The 15731-nt window shown below is 60.2% G+C and carries 22 protein-coding genes and 1 pseudogene; 1 reads left to right on the top strand and 22 read right to left on the bottom strand.

The annotated features are described in order from the left end of the window. Nucleotides 1–2: 2 nt before the first annotated feature. The 11 genes from M2395_RS11065 to M2395_RS11015 all read right to left on the bottom strand — a co-directional run bounded on the left by M2395_RS11065 (nucleotide 3) and on the right by M2395_RS11015 (nucleotide 9552). On the bottom strand, nucleotides 3–2624 hold the full coding sequence (locus tag M2395_RS11065; protein ID WP_123430306.1) for a phage tail tape measure protein: 2622 nt from the start codon (nucleotides 2622–2624) through the stop codon (nucleotides 3–5). Then, entirely contained in the window at nucleotides 2614–2733 is a 120-nt protein-coding gene (locus M2395_RS11060) for a GpE family phage tail protein (protein WP_041752072.1), read from the bottom strand. Before M2395_RS11060 ends, M2395_RS11065 begins: the two co-directional genes overlap by 11 nt. Nucleotides 2734–2741: 8 nt before the next feature. After that, the gene (locus M2395_RS11055; RefSeq protein ID WP_123430307.1) at nucleotides 2742–3071 is read right to left on the bottom strand and encodes a phage tail assembly protein; all 330 of its coding nucleotides are present in this window, start codon (nucleotides 3069–3071) and stop codon (nucleotides 2742–2744) included. A 53-nt stretch (nucleotides 3072–3124) separates the two neighbouring features. After that, entirely contained in the window at nucleotides 3125–3640 is a 516-nt protein-coding gene (locus tag M2395_RS11050) for a phage major tail tube protein (RefSeq protein WP_123430308.1), read from the bottom strand. Nucleotides 3641–3697: 57 nt separating this feature from the next. Next, the gene (locus M2395_RS11045) at nucleotides 3698–4867 is read right to left on the bottom strand and encodes a phage tail sheath protein (protein ID WP_123430309.1); all 1170 of its coding nucleotides are present in this window, start codon (nucleotides 4865–4867) and stop codon (nucleotides 3698–3700) included. Nucleotides 4868–4983: 116 nt separating this feature from the next. Next, complete coding sequence (locus tag M2395_RS11040; protein WP_123430310.1) at nucleotides 4984–5364, bottom strand: phage tail assembly chaperone; 381 nt, start codon at nucleotides 5362–5364, stop codon at nucleotides 4984–4986. Next, the gene (locus M2395_RS11035; protein ID WP_123430311.1) at nucleotides 5361–7115 is read right to left on the bottom strand and encodes a phage tail protein; all 1755 of its coding nucleotides are present in this window, start codon (nucleotides 7113–7115) and stop codon (nucleotides 5361–5363) included. The genes M2395_RS11040 and M2395_RS11035 overlap by 4 nt, the downstream gene beginning before the upstream one ends. Next, nucleotides 7108–7731, bottom strand: a complete 624-nt coding sequence (locus tag M2395_RS11030; protein WP_123430312.1) for a phage tail protein I — start codon at nucleotides 7729–7731, stop codon at nucleotides 7108–7110. The genes M2395_RS11035 and M2395_RS11030 overlap by 8 nt, the downstream gene beginning before the upstream one ends. Beyond that, complete coding sequence (locus M2395_RS11025) at nucleotides 7731–8642, bottom strand: baseplate J/gp47 family protein (protein ID WP_123430313.1); 912 nt, start codon at nucleotides 8640–8642, stop codon at nucleotides 7731–7733. Before M2395_RS11025 ends, M2395_RS11030 begins: the two co-directional genes overlap by 1 nt. Beyond that, nucleotides 8639–8983 (bottom strand): GPW/gp25 family protein, encoded by a 345-nt coding sequence (locus M2395_RS11020; protein ID WP_123430314.1) that lies wholly within the window; start codon nucleotides 8981–8983, stop codon nucleotides 8639–8641. The genes M2395_RS11025 and M2395_RS11020 overlap by 4 nt, the downstream gene beginning before the upstream one ends. Continuing rightward, nucleotides 8980–9552 carry a phage baseplate assembly protein V gene (locus tag M2395_RS11015; protein ID WP_123430424.1) on the bottom strand — a complete coding sequence of 191 codons (573 nt, stop codon included), beginning with the start codon at nucleotides 9550–9552 and terminating at the stop codon, nucleotides 8980–8982. Before M2395_RS11015 ends, M2395_RS11020 begins: the two co-directional genes overlap by 4 nt. 193 nt (nucleotides 9553–9745) lie before the next feature. On the opposite strand from M2395_RS11015, the gene M2395_RS11010 reads away from it, so the two are divergent. Continuing rightward, nucleotides 9746–10450 carry a DUF2971 domain-containing protein gene (locus M2395_RS11010; protein WP_123430315.1) on the top strand — a complete coding sequence of 235 codons (705 nt, stop codon included), beginning with the start codon at nucleotides 9746–9748 and terminating at the stop codon, nucleotides 10448–10450. A 450-nt stretch (nucleotides 10451–10900) separates the two neighbouring features. Here the strand turns inward: M2395_RS11010 and M2395_RS11000 are convergent, their stop codons facing one another. The 11 genes and pseudogenes from M2395_RS11000 to M2395_RS10950 all read right to left on the bottom strand — a co-directional run bounded on the left by M2395_RS11000 (nucleotide 10901) and on the right by M2395_RS10950 (nucleotide 15699). After that, the gene (locus M2395_RS11000; RefSeq protein ID WP_148071252.1) at nucleotides 10901–11647 is read right to left on the bottom strand and encodes a hypothetical protein; all 747 of its coding nucleotides are present in this window, start codon (nucleotides 11645–11647) and stop codon (nucleotides 10901–10903) included. 54 nt (nucleotides 11648–11701) lie between these two features. Then, on the bottom strand, nucleotides 11702–12157 hold the full coding sequence (locus M2395_RS10995) for a phage virion morphogenesis protein (RefSeq protein ID WP_123430316.1): 456 nt from the start codon (nucleotides 12155–12157) through the stop codon (nucleotides 11702–11704). After that, nucleotides 12144–12602 (bottom strand): phage tail protein, encoded by a 459-nt coding sequence (locus M2395_RS10990; RefSeq protein WP_123430317.1) that lies wholly within the window; start codon nucleotides 12600–12602, stop codon nucleotides 12144–12146. The genes M2395_RS10995 and M2395_RS10990 overlap by 14 nt, the downstream gene beginning before the upstream one ends. Then, nucleotides 12599–12784, bottom strand: a pseudogene (gene lysC, locus M2395_RS10985) (Rz1-like lysis system protein LysC); the annotation flags it as partial. The pseudogene lysC and the gene M2395_RS10990, both read right to left, overlap by 4 nt. Next, nucleotides 12699–13142 (bottom strand): Rz-like lysis system protein LysB, encoded by a 444-nt coding sequence (gene lysB / locus M2395_RS10980; protein WP_123430318.1) that lies wholly within the window; start codon nucleotides 13140–13142, stop codon nucleotides 12699–12701. The gene lysB and the pseudogene lysC, both read right to left, overlap by 86 nt. After that, nucleotides 13139–13618: a hypothetical protein gene (locus M2395_RS10975; RefSeq protein WP_123430319.1), complete on the bottom strand. Its 480-nt coding sequence runs from the start codon at nucleotides 13616–13618 to the stop codon at nucleotides 13139–13141. Before M2395_RS10975 ends, lysB begins: the two co-directional genes overlap by 4 nt. After that, nucleotides 13615–13821 carry a hypothetical protein gene (locus M2395_RS10970; RefSeq protein WP_110596778.1) on the bottom strand — a complete coding sequence of 69 codons (207 nt, stop codon included), beginning with the start codon at nucleotides 13819–13821 and terminating at the stop codon, nucleotides 13615–13617. Before M2395_RS10970 ends, M2395_RS10975 begins: the two co-directional genes overlap by 4 nt. Continuing rightward, nucleotides 13818–14660 (bottom strand): N-acetylmuramidase family protein, encoded by an 843-nt coding sequence (locus M2395_RS10965; RefSeq protein ID WP_123430320.1) that lies wholly within the window; start codon nucleotides 14658–14660, stop codon nucleotides 13818–13820. Before M2395_RS10965 ends, M2395_RS10970 begins: the two co-directional genes overlap by 4 nt. Continuing rightward, entirely contained in the window at nucleotides 14657–14980 is a 324-nt protein-coding gene (locus tag M2395_RS10960) for a phage holin, lambda family (protein WP_185057763.1), read from the bottom strand. The genes M2395_RS10965 and M2395_RS10960 overlap by 4 nt, the downstream gene beginning before the upstream one ends. 45 nt (nucleotides 14981–15025) lie before the next feature. Next, complete coding sequence (locus M2395_RS10955; RefSeq protein ID WP_015634862.1) at nucleotides 15026–15238, bottom strand: tail protein X; 213 nt, start codon at nucleotides 15236–15238, stop codon at nucleotides 15026–15028. After that, complete coding sequence (locus M2395_RS10950) at nucleotides 15238–15699, bottom strand: head completion/stabilization protein (protein WP_015634863.1); 462 nt, start codon at nucleotides 15697–15699, stop codon at nucleotides 15238–15240. Before M2395_RS10950 ends, M2395_RS10955 begins: the two co-directional genes overlap by 1 nt. Nucleotides 15700–15731: the final 32 nt, after the last annotated feature.

Genomic DNA, 15731 nt, shown 5'->3' with positions numbered 1-15731 from the left:
ATTTACTCCAGGTCGGACAGTTGGCTGCGCTTGCGGGCGCCTTTTTCGCTTTCAATGCGCGCAAGTTCTGCCCGCACGGCGCGGCCGATTGCCAAGGCATCCATGCCAGGCGTGGGGTGGATGTTGATTTCGTAGGTGTCGTGGCTGTCGTAGGTGGTCGCAGCGGCTGGACTGATGGGCGCGCGCGTATCGACCGAGAGGCCGGGCATGGCAGCAACGCCCAGGCCCAGGCTGCCCGCCGTGGTGAGCTGCTGGCCGAGGTTGTTCACCGCGTTCAGCGGGCCTTTCTGGCCGGCCTGCAATCCTTGTGTCAGTCCCTCCATGGTGAAACCGCCGAGTTCGGCAAACACCCGCGATGGGCTGTGGATGTCGAGCTTCTCCTTGAACCAACCAATGGTTGAATCGCCGATCGCGCTGATGGTCTCTTTCACCTTGCCCATGCCGGCGAGGAGGCCATTCACCAGGCCATTGACGATCATGTTGCCGAACTCGGTGAACTTGGTCGGGAGATCGAGGCCCAGGTAGTTCAGCACCTCTGCGAATGCCCGATAGATGATCCCGATGGGGCTGAAGTTGGCCAGGATGGTCAAGATGCCGCCAATGCCCCCAGAAAACCCTGCTTTGATCTCGTTCCAGAGGCTGATGACATAGGCTTTCACCGCGTCCCAGTTCTTGTAGATCAGGTAGGCGGCACCGGCGAAGACTGCCACGACGGCAGCGATTGCCAGTACCACCGGGTTTGCCGCGAGCCCCCACATAGCAATGCTTACCGTGCGCAGAGCCGCGATCAGCGGACCACCCAGGGCCATAGCCAGTACGCGGATTCCCTGGCCAATCAGGCCGAGGGCGCCGCTGCCCTTGATGCCGAACAAGGTCAGGGCGTAGCGCACCATAGCGAAGGGACCAATCATGCTTGCCAGGCCGATGCTGAGGCCGCCCATGATGGTCATCAGTATGGCGATACCGGCGACGGTCTTGGCGATCTGGCGGGTCAACTCGGGGTTGGCCTTTACCCAGGCGCCCACACGGTTCGCAACCTCTCCCAACGACTGGATGAGCTCCTTCAGCTCTGGGGCCATCACGTTGCCGACGTCGGCCATTGCGTTGGTCCAACTGCCCTCGGCGGCTTCCAGAACGTTCGCCAGCGTCGACAGTTGCACGTTCACCCGGGTCCGCAGGTCGGCCTGGGTCTGCATCTTGCCCTCGACTTCGCGATAGCCGGCAATGCCCTTGGCCATCATGGTGTTGAGGGTGGTCAGGGTCTCGCTGTCGTCGCCGAACATGCTTTTGATCAGGTCGAGGCGAACCTCGGTGTTCAAGCCCTTGAGCTTCTCCAGCTGGGCATACATCTTCTCGATACCGCCGAACTCGCCTTTGCCGTCGGTGAAGTCGAGCTTCAGCGAGATCCCGCGTTCGGCCTTCAGGTCATCCAGTGACTTCTGGATTTTTGCGTTGGCCATCGCGCCCTGGAAAATCTTCCGGTAGGCGTTACCCGCCGCGCCGCCTTCCATACCGGCCTGATCCATCATCACCAGCAGGGGAGTAAGAACCTTGCTCGCTTCCAGGCCCTGTTTCTTGATGATGTCCATTACCGGGGAGATCTTGCTGAAGCCCTGGAGCATGTTGCCGCTGTCGACGCCCAGGTAGTAGGTGCGCTGAATCGTGTCCATCAGCGCCATCATGTCGCTTTCGGTGGTCCGGGTGGCGTCCTGCATTTTTGCCGCGAACTCCGCGGCGGCGGTCACTGGCATCTGCAACTGAACGCCCAGATACGCGGCGGCCTCGCCGGTACCGCCGAGGATGTTGGTCGCCGTGAGCCCCTGGCGCCGGAGCATCGTCATCATTTCCTGGAAGTCGGCAGTGGTGCCGGGCAGGCGGTCACCGAGCTGCGTGGCCAGGGCCGTCATTTTTTCGAATTCGGCAGCAATGGAGCCGTCCGGCGCCATCATCGACACCTTCAGCTGGGTCGCGGCGTTCTCTGCGGGGGCAAAGGCGTCTACTGCCGCCTTCAGCGGCCGGCTCAGGGCGTAGCCGGCGCCAAGCCCAGCGGCACCGCTTGCAGCCATTCCTCCGGAAACGCTCTGAGCCTTCTCGTAACTCCTTTTCGCGTTGGCGAGCTGTCTTTGCTGCCCAGCCAGACGCCTGAGCTTGGCTTCCTGCTGCCCTATGGTCTGGTTGGTCTGGGTGATTTTGCTGCGCAGGTCACGCTCGGCCTGTCCTAGGTTGCGGGTGCTGATGCCGGCGTCGTAGAGCTTCGTGCGCAAGCCCTGGAGCTGCTCGCCCTGTTGCTGGTGCTGTTGCTTGAGCCGCTGCGCCTCTCGGATCGCTGAACGCATGTCCCGGGTCATGGCCTGGGTCGGCGCACCGGTGGCGGCGAATTGCTGGCTGAGCGCTCGCACGCGATCACGGGCGGCGCCGAGAGCCTGCTCGGTCTGCTCGGCAGCGGCGCGTTGGGTGCGCCAGGCGCTGATGTCTTTCTGTTGCGCGTTGAGCTGCTTGAGGTTGTCCCGGGCATCCTTCAATGCCCGGGCAGCGCCGATGCTGCTCTTATTGATCGACTTCAGGGGGCCGGTAGCCCTGTCGATGGCGTTCAGTAGCACCTGAAGTTTGAGGTCATTCGCCATCGGTGGAGCTCCGCACCCTGGCGCGCTCGCGCCAGTCCATCAGTTCCTGCAGGCCCAGCTGGTCCATGTCAGCCGGCGCCCAGTGAAAAACCACGGCCAGATCGGCCATGGCGTCCTCTACGCAACGAGGGATACTTCCGTCTTCACCGACTTCTGCAACAAAAAACCGGAGATCTTGCTGCCACAGGCCAGCAGGTCGGCAGGGTCCATGGCTGCGGCTTCCGGGGCGGTGATGCCTGGGCTGCTGATACGCGGCAGAATCTTGATCAGGGTGGCAACGTCCATGTTCAGCAGTTCGACCAGGTGCACGCCGCGCAACTCGCCGGCTTGGGGTTTGCGCAGGGTGATCATGTCGATGGTGGTCTTGCCCCGGGGGATCGGGGTGTCGAGGACTACGATGTTGTCTTCGACTTCGGCAGGGGCTTGGGTGTTGTCGTCGGTGTTCATTGAGTGCTCCAGGTTGCAGTGCTATCCGCTCTCGGGCCGAGAGCGGCAGGGGATCAGATGCCGATGGCGTTGCGCTGTTTCTCCAGCATGTCGACGCCGTTGACCTTCTCGATGAAGTTGAGCAGGTCGATTTCGATGATGTCTTCGTTGTCCACGGTCAGCTTGTAGTAGCTGCAGGTGGTGGTGATGCTGTGCTCGGTGTCTTCGCCGGGGGAGGCATCGCCCATCTCGATGGTTTCGTGCCGGCCACGTACCACCACCTCGACGGTGCTGACGTCGCCGGTGTCGTCCTGCTGAAAGGCACCGGAGAAGCGCAGCATGATCCCGGAGGCATTCACCGAGCCGAACTGGCGCAGGGCGATCAGGTCCAGGCCGCCGGTCTTCCATTCGAACTGGATGCCGTCATCGGAGAAGCCCAGGTCTGCCTTGACCGAGCCGTTCATGCCACCGCCCCGGTAGGACTCCATCTTGCGGCCGAGGGGCGGCAGGGTGACCGACTTGACCAAGCCCAGGTAGCTGTTGCCGTCGTTGAACAGGTTGAGGTTTTTCAGTTTGCGAGGCATGGCCATGGCGGTGTTCTCCGGTGTCCTGGCACGGGGTGACTCCCTTCGCGAGGGAGCCCCTGGTTAGCTGTTGATCTTGCTGGCGAAGTCCATCAGGTAGCGGTCGGTGATCCGCTGCCGCAGGGTGAGGTCTTCCAGCGGTGGAACCGGCGTGTAGTCGTAGTCGATGAACAACTTGCCGGCCTTGAGGGTGTCCTTGTCGTTGGCGTCTTCCTGGTACCAGCAGTTGCCACCGATCAGGTACCCGGCCGAGATCAATTCGCGGAACTTTGCGTTGATGCCGTTGATGATGTCTTTCACCAGGGACGGGGTCATGGGCTTGTCCACGGCCCACATGTGCGCCTCGGCCATGGTGTCGGCGAGGATCTGCGCTGTACGGGTGTAGTTCTCGAAGGCGAACAGCGGATCGTCGCTGCAAGTCCGGCTGCCCCAGAAGCGAAAGCCCCCCTCGTTGATCAGAGTGGTCACCTCGTTGGAGTTGAGGTAGTTGGCGTCGGTGGCCGGGTTCTGCAGGTCCCAGAACACGTCGGCGCTGATGCCGGTGACGCCGTTGACCGCGACGTTGGACAGGGTCTTGTGCCAGCCGACCTCCTGGTCGATCTTCGCCCGCAGGCCCAGGGCGCAGGCTACTGCAGATGCTTTGGTTGTCGCGTTGGCGGTGGTGTCCCAATGTTCGAAGTCCGGCCAGATCACCATGACTTCGCGGGCGCCGAAGTTCTCGCGGTAGGCAACGGCCTCTTCCTTGGTCTTGCTGTCCCGGGCACTGACGTAGCAGAAGGCCCGCAACTGCTGGCCGATCGAGACCAGTGCCGTCGCCACCGGCAGGCTGTCGAGGCCTGGTACGCCGAGGATGCGTGGCACCATGCCGACACGGGCTTTGGCGGCGAGCAGGGCTTTCATGCCGGTGTATTTGCCATCGGCGGTGGTGGTGCCGATCAGGGCGCTGGTGGTCGCGGCTTCGGTTTCGCCTTCCTTGACCCGCACAACGATGATGTAGGGCTTGGTTTGGTCGGCAATGGCCTGCAGGCTTGCGCTGAGGGTGCCCTTGGTGCCGGCCTTGCCGACCGCGGTCTGAACGTTGGTCAGCAGGACCGGGGTATCGAGCGGGAATGCCAGCGGATCAGCGTCGTCGGCAGTGCATACCAGGCCGATAACAGCGGTGGGGATGGTGCGAATGGGGCGGGTGCCGTCGTTGAGTTCGAGGACCCGCACGCCGTGGAGATAATCGGCCATGGGTTTTGCCTGCGCAGTAATGGGGTGACAGTGCACAGGCTGCCGCGCGCGCGCCGGATCGGCGAGCGCGGCGGGTTGTAGGGAAGGGGGATACAGGGAGAAAGCACGGAGCCGGGCTACTCGATTTGCTCTGCAATCCACCCTGGGGCAGTGGGGCGACGCTGGATAGCGGGAAAGTCCAGCGACTGCGGCCAGTCGCGCAGAGCCTGCATGTATACCAGCAGTTCCTTGAATTGGCCGGCGGTAAGTGTGGTCGGCGCTTCTATCTCAAGCTGATCACGGTGACGCTCACGCAGCCAGAGCACAGAGGTCAACTCGACATCACGCCAGTTACGTTCCTCGGTTGTAGGGTCGAGCAGAGGCGCGCTTGCACTGGCAATGTACGATCGAACTGCCTCATCGGACATTGGCAGCAGATAGCCGGCGATGAAGTGCTCCGGGGCATCATCATCGTATGCATGCACCTCGCCCGTTTGCGGGTTGTTGAAATATCTCATGTACGAAGCTCCACCCAGGTCAAGTTAACAGGACTGCCATACGTGACTTTGTAAGTCGATCCCGCTGGCACGATGAAAGCCGCGTGATATGCAGATACCGTCAAGTTCACGCCATCGACAACGACATAAACGCCGCCGGTAGTGAACGACACTTGCACAAAGATCGGCCGCCCGGTTGTGTTCGTGTAGACAGTGCCTGAGACACGGGAGGCGGTGACGTGCTGCCAGGTTTGACCATCACCAAGACCCCGTGGCCGTGCCTCCAGAGCTGTCAACCGACCCGAAAAGCCATCAACTTGTGCGGCCAAGCCGGCAACGTCGATGTTTCCCTGATTGACTGGCGCCCCCCAAGCCTTGAGGCACCACATGACCGCAATGCTGCGGGGACGGGTTTCACTGCCGCCAGCGTTCTTCGTGATGTTTTCGTAGTTCGTAGCAGCGTTGCCGAGCTCGGCATACAACCAGCTACCGTAGACCCCGCCCGCAGCATCCGAGTTTGGAGCACCGTGAAAGTGCGATCTGAACTCATCCGGGGCCCAACTGCCAATTTCTCGGCCAGGATCAACCCCCCGATCATGGTCCCAGCCTCTCAGAAACTCACCTCGGGACTCAGGCAGCCGGAAGTTACCGGCGCCCTCGCCGCCTTTGTTGAACGTTGTTCCTAGGTACGCTGCCAGGTCTGGATAGGTGGCAATGCTCTTCACACTGCCATCGATCTCAAGGAACCCCGGTGGCACGTTGGCTTTGGGAAACGCCACCATCGAGCCCACTGGCAGCGACGACGCTTTGGCTACCAGCGCCTCGATCTCAGCCTTGGTGTAAGTGTCGGTGATGCCGTAGCCAGCCAGTGTGCTGGGGTTTACTCCGGCAATCACCTTGCCGTATTTATCCACCGTGACCTTGGTGTAGGTCCCCGCATTCACGCCTGTGCGGCCGGCCACCATTTCGAAGGCTAGGTCTGTGGTACCGAGCACAATTGGCCCATCGGTCACCAACTGCCAGACGCTGTCGCCATTGGCTACGCCTTTCTCAACGTGGACAAACAGCCCCGGGGTAACTTCAAGGCTGGTATCGGCGTCCTGGGTTCGCGACCAGGCGCCCGCAGCCGCAACGTACAGCCCGTTATCCTTGGCCTGGGGCTGGTTCTTGACCAGGACGCGGTTGCCGGCGGCCACGGCCACCGAGTCAATCGTCTGCAGGCCGCTCAGAGCGATGGCTCCAGAGGTCGCCACCAGCACCGAATGTTTGAAGTCCTGCTTGTTCAGCTCCTCCAGAATGCGCTGATCGACGTAGGAGCGCGTCGCCAGGACCACGCTCGGGTCAATCTTCAACTGAATGTTGGCTGTGCTGTTGGTGATGATGTGCATCCGCACGACCTGATTTCGCCCGGAGCCCTGGGCGAGCAGCGGCTTGTAACTGGGGGCCACGTTGGCGACCGCACAGAACACGCCGTCCTTGTCCTCGATCGCCAGCTCCCGAATCCACCAGCCGCCGACTTCCGGCGGCAGCACCAGCTCGGCGATCAGCACCTTGTCATCGGTCGGCGAGACGTACAGCGCATTGAGCGGTGCGCGGTAGACCTGGCGGATCAGCTGCGTTTGCCCAGGGCTTGGCACCGGGTCGGTGTCATTGGCGTCACCGATGAGCATGTAGCTGGGCTCCCAGGGGATGCCCAGGGCGTCGCAGTTGGTTTTCTTGGCAGCGCCGAGGCTGGTGAGCATGCCGCCGAAAATGGAGTTCTGATTAACCATGGGGGTACACGTCCAGTTCGTCGAGGGTGTATTCGCTGACGCCGCTATAGCCCTGGATCACGATGTCGAGGTCCGGGTTGGTCCAGGGGTAGGCGTCGATCTCGTCACCGTCGAAGACGGCGACGCCGGTGTAGGCGTTCAGGCGGGTTTCAAGGGTGATATCGAGGCCGATCAGGTGGCGGGTGAGGGGCTTGGCATCGTCGATCAGCCAGGTCAGCTCCTGGTACATCTCCTCGGTGATACCGGTGTCGAGTACACCGACCTTGAGCGCAAAGGTCGCCCTCGGCCCGTTAGGCACCTTCTGCCACCACTCGACGACCTCGATCAGATAGCCCAGCGGCTCCACCACCCGCCGCAAGGCGCCGATGGTGCCCTTGCGTGAGTGGATGTAGTACGCCGCACGGATCGCGGCCCGCTTGGCTGCCTCCGTCCATTGGCTGGACCAGCGATCGACCGAGAAAGCCCAGGCCAGGTACGGCAGCAGATGAGCCGGGCACAGATCCGGGCTGTACAGCTGGCGCAGCGGAATCGGCACCCGCTGGATTTGGGCCAGGGCCTGGGCGGCCTGGCGTTCCAGCGGGGTGGAATTGCGTGGCAACATAGGTTGGTCGACCATCACTCAACCCCCAACGCCAGGTTGATAGCGGTGCAGAACGGCGCCTGATAGGGCGTTGCAACAATATCCGCCCAGTCCTGCAGCACGACTTTGCGCACGCCTTCGACGTGCAGCCGGGCATGCACCACCGATTCGGACACTTCCAGGCCCAGGCGCCGGCGCTGGTGCACAAATGCCCGGAGGCTGGCTTGGGCTGCGGCGAGGGCCAGCTCGTTTTCGGGGCCGTTGCTCAGCATGTAGAGCGTGGCCTTGACCTGGTAATTGATGATCTCGGCGCCCTGGACGGTCAGCCGGTCGGCGACGGGCCGGCGGTCGTCGTCGCTGAGGTAGGTCTTGACCGCTGCGAGCAGGGTTGGTGAGGCCGTACCGTCGCCGAGCAGGGATTGTACGGTGATCACTGCCTCGGCTGGCGCCGGGCTTTCTGCCGTGGCGTCGGCAACCTGGCCATCTGCGGAGCGTGCGTGAAAGATGTAGCTGTTGCGCGGCCCCGCGGTGCTCAGGCCTTCCCAGGCCATCTGGGCACGCTCGCGGAGGCTGTCGTCGTTCTCCATGATGCGGGCAATCGGTGGCACGGCCGCGGGGTTGGCTTCCTGCACCACCAGGCGGGCGACGTTGTAGTTTGCCGCGAGGTTGTCCAGGTCGGAGTTCTTGGCCAGGGCCAGCATGTTGGCGACAGAGGCCTCATTGACCCGCTGGCGCCAGATGGTTTCCCGGTAGGCGTTCTCCTGCAGCAGCTTGGTCAGTGGCTCAGATTCCAGCGCCAGTCGGGCGGCAATCTCGGCTTGCTCCTCCACGGGCCAGAGGCTGATGGCGTAGGCCTTGCGCTCGGCGAGGATCTGTTCGTAGTCGATCTGCTCGACGATCTGCGGCGCCGGCAACTGGCCCAGGTCGATGGCGACAAAGGTGCTCATACGCTGGCACCCAGTTGCAGCGGAACGCTCAGGCTTAACGGCTCGTTGGTATCAACTCGGCTGCATTCAATGTCCATCACCGACTGGCCCTGGAGCGTCACGCCAACGAATTGCACCCGGCTCAAGGTAATCCGTGGCTCCCAGCGCATCAGGGCCATCACGGTGGCCGCGTAAGCGCGCAGGCGGGTTGCATCGTTGAACGGGTGGTCAACCAGCTCGGCCAGGACGCTGCCGTATTCACGGCGCATCACCCGGGTACCGAGGCGCGTGGTCAGGATATCGGTGCAGGACTGGACGATATGCTCTTCGGTGCTGAGGGCGGCGCCGGTTTCTCTGTTCATTCCGGTACTCCCGTCTTGGCTCCACCAGGCAGCACGCCGCCATGCAGGTGTTTGACCAGGCTGATACCGGCCGCGACAACGTCATCTGAAACGGTGACCTTGCCGGTTACGATCTGATTGCCGGTCTGGGTGTAGTCGCCCTGGTGGGTGATCGGGCCGACGATGGTGATGCCGCCGTCGCTGACCAGGTTGGTGGTACCGCCCGGGGCCAGGGTGGCATTTAGGTGATGAGCGACGCTGTCGTACTCGATCACCGTGCCGTCGCTGTAGGTGCGGCGGTGGAGACCGGCGCGATCACCGTTGGCCGGGGTGCTGTCGCTGAATAAGCCGGTCAAGGCCACGCCGTTGCCGAGCTGACCCGAGGGACTGATCAACAGCACCTGTTCGCCGGCGGTGGGTGGGTCCCACTCCTTGTCAGATCCGGCACGCAAGGCCAACCATGGCAGCCAGGCGGTGGTCAGTTCACCGGTTTTCACACGCACGCGCGGGGGCTTCATCTGGACTTCGGCGACAACGCCGAAGCGGATGAGGTTTTCAATCAGGCGGGCGAGGGTGGCTAGATCGTTCATGGCGCCGATGGTGGCGCTGCGCGCGAGGGAGTGCAGCAATACAAACTTGTATCTAATCGTCCTACAGTCCCGTAGAACCGCCAACCATCAAGATTTTTCGTCTACAGCTGTTGGACATCATGATGGCTAAACAGTAGCCTCCGATCACAGCATCTTTCATCCACAACAGTGCCGACGAAAAAGGAAAAGTTACATGGCAGTTGAAGAAAATTCAAAACGGCTTTATCGAATAATGGATTTTTCTCGCGTCGTTCAAATATTTGAAAAAAAAGAACTGTATTTTGCTAAGCCTAGCACTTGGGAAGATCCTTATGAGCAACGAATTAAACACTCTAAAGATCATGCGATTTTTGCGCAGTGTTGGAGCGAACTAGGAATTTCAGATGCAATGTGGAGGATTTACTCCCAAAATGGTATGGGAGTGCGTATATCTACCACAGCTGAGAAAATTGTCGCTGTAATGAAAGCGGCCTGTAAAGAAAAGGGGTATAAATATCGAGTAAGAAGTGTTGAATATAAAAGTCAGGTTGCTATAAATATCGAGGCAAAAGCGATTGCAAGTGAATTGCGGCAGGAATTCAACATTAGTAGAGCTACAGATATGCTTTACCTGAAGCGCGATGCGTTTAGGCACGAAAATGAATGGAGAGCGACTTTTCTTGCTCTGTCCGAGGATCGCGCAAGCGATAAAAAGGGTTTGGCTGTAAAAATAGATCCGCATGTTTTTATCGATAGAATACTTCTTGATCCCCGTGCCCCTGAGGAATTGGTGAGCGCCTTTAAGTATTACTTTAAATCTAAGTTAAAATTTAAGGGAGAGGTGTCTCGATCTGTTCTTTATAAGTCGCCGCCGCCTTTCGAGATTGAAGATGATGTTATAAATATTGAAGATCTTTAGGTTGTATGAGCTAGAATGCCATCGCGGATAAGCTCCAATCCGCGTTGGTAGACCCTAGCACTTGGCGTTGTTCATAGCGCACGTCAGCGACTCCAGGTTCCACACTATCAAACCACACTGTTGAACCCTGGCAATCCGGGCTACTCACCCGGTGAATCCCTCCGTCATGGAATTGCTATTACCACTTACTGTCAGATGCGGTGCCGTCCGTAGCTTTTTGAACATCGCTAGCTTCCGAAGAGTCCGCCTGACTTCTCACGTAGGTTCCGCTGTTTGCGCGGTGCGTACTTGCTCCCGTCCGGGATGCAACTGCCCTAATAGGCCTGTGGCCCAATCCTCAAGCGCGTCAACGTTGGCCATTGGGCACTATCCATTCCCGGCAATTCTCGGGCCATGTGGGGTTGCGCTGTGATTCACCTTGGTGGCTGGTGGTGTTGCCTGCATCATTTTTTAATGGCTTATGTTTTTCATCTCTTCGGAGAGTACAGTTGAAATCTCGCGCAAGGAGTCTAAGGCGCTTGAAAGCCGGTTTGTTGGTTGTGATGTTAGGAAGTTTGATAGTGATGAAAAGGCTACTAATTTTACATTCTCTTTTTCGCTTGAGGCTATTTTATCTGCGCTGGATATGTAATTTGTAAAGTCGCTGACGTTGGTTTTTTGACAATCTATGTGGGAGTTTATTGTTTCTGTTATGAAGGATATTCTTGAAATGCAGTTGACTACTACGGGTGATGGAATTAGTCCGAGGTTTTCTTTTATGTAGTTGAAGTCGGCAGGTAGTGAGATCCTGCAAATATATAGTGACGCAAGAGGTAGCTCTACATTTAGTCTGTTTTTCTCATTTGTATGATGCATTTTTATGTCGATTTTCTCATTAAAATCGATGTGTTTTTGCTGTGTCAGGCTTTCAAGCTCTGCAGCCATAACCTTTGCTCTAATTATTACTGTTCTTCTAAGATGGTCTTCGTCTCGTTTGTCTTTTCTGGTTTTGTCTGTAGAGACCATTGTTGCTGAATGGTGAGCCATCATTGCAGCTATTAAAGCAATTAGTGAGGCAATTACTATGTTGTATTCTGATGGTTTGTCAGCAAGTTTTGTGATGGCTGATATGGTGAGAGTTATAAGTACTGCAGCAGTTGTTCTTGGGTGGCCTTGAAACGATTTTATGATGCTCCGTGTTATGTTTTTTATGTCCATAATTAGCTCGTGACTGATGGGTTGTTGAAGTGGCTGTTTCGATTTAAGTTAAGTTCACTGTATCAGGTGCTGGAGTAAGCTGTCGCGGATCAGATCTAGATCAGCTTCTGTGAACCCTAGAATTTCTCGCTGTTCATATCGCACCTCCGGAGCACTACGTTCGGCACGGTCCCGTAGTCCATATTGATGCACGCGCGCAATACGGGCCACCCGCCCAGTAAACCCAACGCTGATCGCATTACCGTCCCCCTGAACCTTCAATAAGCTCGCAGTGCGCAGCTTCTTGAACATCTGTACCTGGCGCTTGATGCGTCCCTGTTTGCCCCGCAGGTTCCGCTGTTTGCGCGGTGCATACTTGCTCTTGTCTGAGTTGCGCTGGGCGATGATCCGCTGTTGCTGGCTACGGCGCAGGGCCTGGCCGATGCTTCGGGCGAGCTGATTGCGGGCGGCGGGCTGCAGCTGCCCCAGCAGGCCCGCGGCCCAATCCTCAAGCGCTTCAAGGTCGGCCATTGGGCACTATCCATTCCGGGCCACTCTCGGGCCATGCGGGGTTGCGCTGGGGTTCACCTGGGTGGCTGATGGTGGTGTTGCCTACATCATCGGTACGAACGACCACGCGCTCGGTGAGGGGAAGGGTCAAGCTCATGTCGACCTTGCTCTTGTCGATGAGGTCGGCCTCGAACTTGATGCCGTCGGCGGACTTGTCGAGGTTCTCCAGCAGTTCGGACTGATTCACGCGGAGCCACTCCAGCAGCGGCAGCATGACGCTGTCCGGATGGCCGGCGAAGTCGGTCAGGATTACCTGGAGGTCATAGCTGTATTCGAACGAGAGGCTGGGGGCCGCGGTGCAGCGGACCTTGCCGTTGTCGATGAAGATCAGCAGTCGGTCGGGGCTGTGGCGCAGTTCCGGGATCTGTTCCAGTAGGAAGGCCCGCAGGCTATCGGGTTTGTTCATGGTTTGGCCTGCTGGTAACGGTAGATCATGTCGACCTGGCCCGCGCATTCGGCCCAGGCGGCCTCGCTAAGGTCCTGGTCGGTGATGAGGTCGCCGTTACTGTTTGGCCTGGTCGCCGGCAGGCTGCAGGGCACCACGGCCGGACAGCCACTGACGATAAGCGTCGGCGCCGGTGAGGGCGGGGCGCTCGCGCAGCCGGCGAGCAATATCAGGCAAGGGCTGGTCAGCCCAAGCGCGCAAATCAGCGTTTTCACGTTTCAGCCCCTCGATGGTGAGTTGTCGTTTGGCGAGCCCCTGGCGTAGCAGGTCCTGTTCCGTGCGCAGACGGGCCTGGGCCTCGCGTTCGCCGGAAAGAGCAGCCTCCAGGGCGTTGGCTTTGCCCTCGCTGCGTCCGGCCGCGGCCAGCGCGTCCTGGGTGTTTTTCTCGGCCATTGCTCGGTTCTTGTCGGCGACCTCAATGCGTTGTTGCTGGCCCCAGAGCAGTAGCCCCAACACGCCGACCAAGGCCAGGCCCAGCAGGATCTGGCGGATGGTGCTCATTTGAGGAACTCCCCCAGGATCAACTGGCGGTACTGCTCATCGGTGTAGGCCGCGCGCGCCTCCTCGTAGTAGGCCTCATCGATTACCCCCGGCGTCAGAAGATGGCGCTGATAGCCACCGCCGTTGAGCTCGATCAGTTGCAACAGCAGATCCATTTCCGAGGTATCGATCCCCAGGTCGCGGACTCGTCTCGCCGTCGTTGCGTAGTACCCGCCGTTGCGGACCTTGGCCGACTTGAGCCAGTCGAACTCGTCGTAGATCCAGATAGCTTGTTCCAGGTTGAGGTCATCAGGAGGGGCCTGATGGTCCGAAAGTACGACGACCCCTGGCAGGCGCCCGAGTAAATCCTCTGCTTGCTGGATGACGAAAATCACCGTCTCCCCCTGGGCGGTGAGGTCGTTTGCGATTTTCACCAGGCGGGTGGTTTTTCCTGTCTGGCGACCGGAGATTTCGAGGTAGGCGATCTTGCCGGTCATGCCCGGTACCAGCCCAGTTTGTTCATGGCGCCGACGTCCAGGTGTTCGAGCGGGCCGCGAATCACAATCGCCCGGCAGCCTGGATCGACAAATTGCAGCGCCTCGGCCAGCAGCTCCATGTCTTCTGCCTTGGTGTTTTCCGGTACGACCAGGACATCACCGTCTTCAACCTTCAGCTTGTGCACCGCTTCGAGATCGATCATGCCGGTACCTCCTGACCGCAGTTGCAATCGCTGTGCCGCTCATAGGCGCGCTGGAGCTTGGTGTCGTACAGGTTGCGTTGGTAGTTCGGTCCGTTGTACTGCCTGGCGAAGTCGGCCCACTTGCGGGCCTTCAGCGCCTTGTGGAGGGCCGGATCGGTCTCGATGAAGCGGACGAAGGCGTCGAACTGGCGGGACTCGCTCGCGCTCATGGCCGTCACGAAGTCCTGCACGCTGGCATAGCCGAGGCGCTTCCAGTGAAAGCCCATGATCTGGAAGGCGCCCCAGGAGGCGGATTCGAGGGCCGCGGTGTCATCCATGAGGCGGGCGGTGGCCAGGCGCTGATGCTCAGCAGGTCCGCCGGCATAGCCACCGGGGTTCGGGTTGATGATGGCCGGGTACTGCGCCGCGAGCTCGTCGGCGTGGCGCTTGAGTTCTGCCGGGTCGTCGCCCGGGTGACGTGGCGTCTTCAACTGGCGGTACATGATGTGCCGCTCAAACAGGATCGCCGGCTTGCCGTTGGCGAAGAAACCCTTGCCGTTCGATTCGACCTCATTGACGGCGTAGACACTGGCGAGGGGCAGATCCAGGCGCTGGGCAGCGCTGACCAGGTCGGCGTTCTTCAGCAGCAGAGCGCAATCGCCACCGGCCAGGCTGGTTTGGGTTTTCTCGCCGGCGATGCCGTCCACAACCAGGCCGGCCTTGAGCTGGTAGGCGCGAACGGCCATTTCGGTGGCGTCGCCGTAGTCGCCGTCCACTGCCACGGTAATGCCGTGACTGTTGAGGTTCTTCTGCAGGATTCGAACCGCCTGCGAGCGATCGCCGTGCCGGAGTGTGTTCATAGTTGCTCTACCTTGCGGTTGAAAAACTTGCGGGCCGCGGCGCGAGTGCCCTCGACGCCGAGCAGGCCGATCACGCCACCGAAAAACGGGGCGGTCGATGCCGGGATGCCGAGCAACGCCAAGCCGTGGCTGGCAGCCAGGGCCAGCGCCCCGCAGAGCGGCGCCTCGACCAGCACCCGGCGTAGGGTGCCCCCGCCGTACATGATCCGTAGGGCCGCGATGATCAGCGCCAGGACGCCGGCGTACAGGGTCGGCCAGTTCTGTTCGAGCCAGGCGGCGAACCAGGCCCAGGTGTCGGGACGGTCAGGCATTCGCTTCATTCCAGGGTCCAGGGTGGTAGGTCTCAAGGAGGCGGCTCAAGTGGATCAGTCCCATAGGTTCACCATCTGCCGCTGTGGGGCTGTGGTCTGGGCTTCGGGCATTTGAACGGCGAGGCCTTGCGGCAGGGTGGGGCCGTGATCAGCCAGCCCGGGGTTGGCCTCAAGCACCGCCTCGGTGACGCCGGCGGTGCGGCCGTAGTGACGCCAGCAGAGAGCGTCGACGGTGTCGTTTTGCAGGGCGCGAAGGGTGACAGCCATCAGATCAGCTCCACGGTGGTGCGCTTGGTTCTCAGGAAATCGCGGATGGCCCAGCGTTGGTCGCGGTGGTAGTCATCGATGTTCGGGGCCAGTTCTTCGGCCTTGCGGTTGCCCGTGTTGGTGCTGTCGTAGGAGCGGTAGCGTTCACAGACCTCAGCGCCAACGCCGGCCTCGATCGCTCGGCGGTACAGGTGGACCTGGGCGGATTCATCCTTGACCAGAGGGCTGGGGACGTCTTTCAGTTCGGCATAGCCTGCAGCTTGCTGGGCTATGCGCCAGTCATCGAGCTCCCGGTTGACGCTGATCGCGGCGTTGATCACCGCTGTTTCCAGACGAGCCGGCGTGACGCTGCTGTCGATGCGCAAGGTGGCGCGCAGCTGGTCCAGGTCGATCGAGGGCCAGAATGGGTCGGTGTTGATGTGGCCGCTTGGCGTGGTGCCGCCGGCTACGAATCCGCTCATGGTGCTGCGCTCAGTAAGTCGCCGGTGGTCGG

Source organism: Pseudomonas sp. BIGb0176 (assembly GCF_024810175.1).
GTDB classification, from domain to species: domain Bacteria; phylum Pseudomonadota; class Gammaproteobacteria; order Pseudomonadales; family Pseudomonadaceae; genus Aquipseudomonas; species Aquipseudomonas protegens.
The sequence above is the reverse complement of the archived record's forward strand: the minus strand, read 5'-3'. Positions and strand labels throughout refer to the sequence as shown.

What these genes read in the sequence shown, in the direction of transcription:
- M2395_RS11065 (WP_123430306.1), bottom strand. Translation starts at nt 2,624, where the DNA reads ATGGCGAATGACCTCAAACTTCAGGTGCTACTGAACGCCATCGACAGG.
- M2395_RS11060 (WP_041752072.1), bottom strand. Translation starts at nt 2,733, where the DNA reads ATGGCCGATCTGGCCGTGGTTTTTCACTGGGCGCCGGCTGACATGGAC.
- M2395_RS11055 (WP_123430307.1), bottom strand. Translation starts at nt 3,071, where the DNA reads ATGAACACCGACGACAACACCCAAGCCCCTGCCGAAGTCGAAGACAAC.
- M2395_RS11050 (WP_123430308.1), bottom strand. Translation starts at nt 3,640, where the DNA reads ATGGCCATGCCTCGCAAACTGAAAAACCTCAACCTGTTCAACGACGGC.
- M2395_RS11045 (WP_123430309.1), bottom strand. Translation starts at nt 4,867, where the DNA reads ATGGCCGATTATCTCCACGGCGTGCGGGTCCTCGAACTCAACGACGGC.
- M2395_RS11040 (WP_123430310.1), bottom strand. Translation starts at nt 5,364, where the DNA reads ATGAGATATTTCAACAACCCGCAAACGGGCGAGGTGCATGCATACGAT.
- M2395_RS11035 (WP_123430311.1), bottom strand. Translation starts at nt 7,115, where the DNA reads ATGGTTAATCAGAACTCCATTTTCGGCGGCATGCTCACCAGCCTCGGC.
- M2395_RS11030 (WP_123430312.1), bottom strand. Translation starts at nt 7,731, where the DNA reads ATGGTCGACCAACCTATGTTGCCACGCAATTCCACCCCGCTGGAACGC.
- M2395_RS11025 (WP_123430313.1), bottom strand. Translation starts at nt 8,642, where the DNA reads ATGAGCACCTTTGTCGCCATCGACCTGGGCCAGTTGCCGGCGCCGCAG.
- M2395_RS11020 (WP_123430314.1), bottom strand. Translation starts at nt 8,983, where the DNA reads ATGAACAGAGAAACCGGCGCCGCCCTCAGCACCGAAGAGCATATCGTC.
- M2395_RS11015 (WP_123430424.1), bottom strand. Translation starts at nt 9,552, where the DNA reads ATGAACGATCTAGCCACCCTCGCCCGCCTGATTGAAAACCTCATCCGC.
- M2395_RS11010 (WP_123430315.1), top strand. Translation starts at nt 9,746, where the DNA reads ATGGCAGTTGAAGAAAATTCAAAACGGCTTTATCGAATAATGGATTTT.
- M2395_RS11000 (WP_148071252.1), bottom strand. Translation starts at nt 11,647, where the DNA reads ATGGACATAAAAAACATAACACGGAGCATCATAAAATCGTTTCAAGGC.
- M2395_RS10995 (WP_123430316.1), bottom strand. Translation starts at nt 12,157, where the DNA reads ATGGCCGACCTTGAAGCGCTTGAGGATTGGGCCGCGGGCCTGCTGGGG.
- M2395_RS10990 (WP_123430317.1), bottom strand. Translation starts at nt 12,602, where the DNA reads ATGAACAAACCCGATAGCCTGCGGGCCTTCCTACTGGAACAGATCCCG.
- lysB (WP_123430318.1), bottom strand. Translation starts at nt 13,142, where the DNA reads ATGAGCACCATCCGCCAGATCCTGCTGGGCCTGGCCTTGGTCGGCGTG.
- M2395_RS10975 (WP_123430319.1), bottom strand. Translation starts at nt 13,618, where the DNA reads ATGACCGGCAAGATCGCCTACCTCGAAATCTCCGGTCGCCAGACAGGA.
- M2395_RS10970 (WP_110596778.1), bottom strand. Translation starts at nt 13,821, where the DNA reads ATGATCGATCTCGAAGCGGTGCACAAGCTGAAGGTTGAAGACGGTGAT.
- M2395_RS10965 (WP_123430320.1), bottom strand. Translation starts at nt 14,660, where the DNA reads ATGAACACACTCCGGCACGGCGATCGCTCGCAGGCGGTTCGAATCCTG.
- M2395_RS10960 (WP_185057763.1), bottom strand. Translation starts at nt 14,980, where the DNA reads ATGAAGCGAATGCCTGACCGTCCCGACACCTGGGCCTGGTTCGCCGCC.
- M2395_RS10955 (WP_015634862.1), bottom strand. Translation starts at nt 15,238, where the DNA reads ATGGCTGTCACCCTTCGCGCCCTGCAAAACGACACCGTCGACGCTCTC.
- M2395_RS10950 (WP_015634863.1), bottom strand. Translation starts at nt 15,699, where the DNA reads ATGAGCGGATTCGTAGCCGGCGGCACCACGCCAAGCGGCCACATCAAC.